Source organism: Streptomyces sp. NPDC031365, from assembly GCF_055569765.1.
Genome location: NZ_JBVIIM010000031.1, coordinates 90,202 through 92,612 on the forward strand (window position 1 = coordinate 90,202; position 2,411 = coordinate 92,612).

A 2,411-nucleotide genomic window follows, 5' to 3' on the forward strand; every position below is an offset into this window, starting at 1 on the left:
CACCCCACCCCCCCCCCCCACCCCCCCTCCCCCCCCCCCCCCCCCCCCCCCCCCCCCCCCCCCCCTGCCCCCCCCCCCCCCCCCCCCCCCCCCCCCCCCCCCCCACCCCCGCCGAGGCTGGTGAGGCCCTTCATGCCGGGTATGCAGTCCAGCGCCGCCAGTCCGACGTCCCACAGCGAGGCTTGGCCTTTGGAGTACTTGTAGAGGGTGTCGGCGAGGACGACGAGGGCGGCGATGAGGACGATCGCGCCGAGGATGGGCCCGCCGATGATCAGGGCGACGATACCGAGAACCGCGACGACGATCTTGCAGGCGGCGACGATGCTGTCCCAGTTGTCGGTGAACCAGTCGCCGACCTCCTCCCACCACGACCGGTTCTGGATGCCCGCGTCGGAGGCCTCGTCGATCTTCGACTTGGCGTCCCGCGCGGCTTCCTCGCGCATCTTCCGCGCGTCCGCGGCCATCTTCTTCGCCGCCGCGAGCGCGTCCTGCGCCTCGGACACGTCCGACTGGGCCTTGTCCTGGGCCGACTTGGCGCTCCGCACGTCCCGGGTCGCGGCCCGCACCTTCGCCTCGTCCGGCTTGTCCGCATCCGACGTGGAGCCCGTGGGGTCGTCCTTGTACTTGTCGGCCTCCTTCGTCGCCCGGCCCATCCACGACTCCGCCGACGACAGCTTCGACTGAGCGGAGGAGAGGTCGGCACGCGCCTCGCGCGCCTTCGCCAGCGCCTTGTCCGCCAGCGCCTGCGCCCGCTCCAGCTTCGGCCAGTAGTCCGCGAGCGCGTCACCGCACATCGCGTACGACTTCTCCAGCTTCTTCAGGTTCTTCGGAACGCCGGAGAACTCCTCCTTGAACACATCGGCCGACTTGCCCGCCCACTCCGCCAGCGTGCCCTCACCGGCCATCCCCTTCACCAGACGCAACGCCTCGGAGACGTCATCGGCGAAGTCGTGCAGGACCCTGGCGAGGGTGCGCACCCGGTGCGGATCGCCGGGGGTCGGGTCCTTGTCCAGGTCAAGGACATGCCAATCACTCGGCCGATGGCCCACCATGCCGCAACCCCCGTCACACGCACGTCATCAACACGCTTATACGCAAGTGAACCTACACAGCACAGCAGTGCGACGAAAGATCGGTTCGGTCGAGTCGTGTTGCCACCCGCCTGTCCGATCCGCCAGCCACCGTCAGAAGCCCTCCCGGGCTGGGGCGCCATGTTGCCTCCCTCCCCGCGTTCCCCCTGCTTGCGCCTTGTTTCCCGGTCGAACGCCCCGGCGGGCAACAGGAAACCCGTCGACCTCCGCCGGCAGCCGGGCAACTCTGGGTCCGTCAGCAAGCGGCAGCGAAGGGGGGCGGAGTTCATGAGACGGGTACTCGTGTCCTTGTGCGCGGTCGTGGCGGCCGTCACCACCGGATGCGCCGACGGCGGTGGCGACGGCCGCGACGGCCGGGCACCACGGGATCCGCGTCCCCGGGCACTGACCTGGCAGCAGGAACTGCGCGTCGCCGACGCGCACCAACGTCTGATCAAGCAGTGCATGGACCGCCAGGGCTTCACCTACTGGGAGGACCGCGGCCTGACGCTCCAGGAGAGCCGCCCGGTGCGCTTCGTGCAGGACGACGTGGCGTGGGCCCGCACGCACGGCTACGGGGGACGTATCGAGGCGAAGAGCCTGCGGGTCCACGAGCGCAACCCCAACGGCACCTACCGGCAGAGCCTTTCCGCCACCCGGCGCGCGGCCTTCGACACCGCGCTGGACGGCGGCGACGACGCGAGGACGCTCCGGGCGCCGCTGCCCGTCGGCGGAGAGATCCGCAAACGCCTCGGCGGCTGCACGGAGGAGTCCGAGCGCACGCTCTACGGCGACCCGGCCGTCTGGTTCCGTACGGGCAAGACCGTCTCGGGGCTCAGTGCCCTGTACGGCGAGGAGCTCATGGAGGACCGCCGGCTGACCTCCACGATCAGGGCGTGGGCGCGGTGCATGAAGCAGGCGGGACAGCCCTACGAGGATCCCGGGGCGGCCCGCGAAGCCGTCCGCGGACGCACCAGCCGGCTGGGCGAGGCACGCGCGGACGAGGCGTTCGCCGCCGAGCGCAAGACCGCCGTCGCGGACGCGACCTGCGCCCGCAAGACCTCCCTGCGGGCCGTTGCCACGGCCCGGGAGAGGCACTACCTGGACCGCCTGCGTGACCGGTTCGGCAAGGACATCGACACCTACCGGCACCTCGGCCAGCAGGCCCACGACCGGGCGGTGCGCATCGTCCCGGAGCGCGACTGACCACGTCGCGCCCGGGCGGACACCGCCCCACGGCGGGGGGGGGGGGGGGGGGGGGGGGGGGGGGGGGGGGGGGGGGGGGGGGGGAGGGGGGAGAGGGGGGGGGGGGGGGGGGGGGGAGAGGAGGGAAGGAGAAGG

General features: G+C 72.4%; 1 protein-coding gene and 1 pseudogene. One reads left to right on the forward strand and one right to left on the reverse strand.

Going from position 1 to position 2,411, the window contains the following annotated elements:
• Positions 1 to 1,052 (reverse strand): annotated as a pseudogene (locus ACZ5C2_RS32335) (putative T7SS-secreted protein); the annotation flags it as partial.
• 306 nt (positions 1,053 to 1,358) lie between these two features.
• Here ACZ5C2_RS32335 and ACZ5C2_RS32340 point away from each other — a divergent pair.
• Positions 1,359 to 2,276 (forward strand): hypothetical protein, encoded by a 918-nt coding sequence (locus ACZ5C2_RS32340; protein WP_468799328.1) that lies wholly within the window; start codon positions 1,359 to 1,361, stop codon positions 2,274 to 2,276.
• Positions 2,277 to 2,411 lie beyond the last annotated feature (135 nt).

Bases quoted from the DNA above. Each gene is read 5' to 3' on its own strand.
- ACZ5C2_RS32340 (WP_468799328.1), top strand. From the start codon at position 1,359: ATGAGACGGGTACTCGTGTCCTTGTGCGCGGTCGTGGCGGCCGTCACC.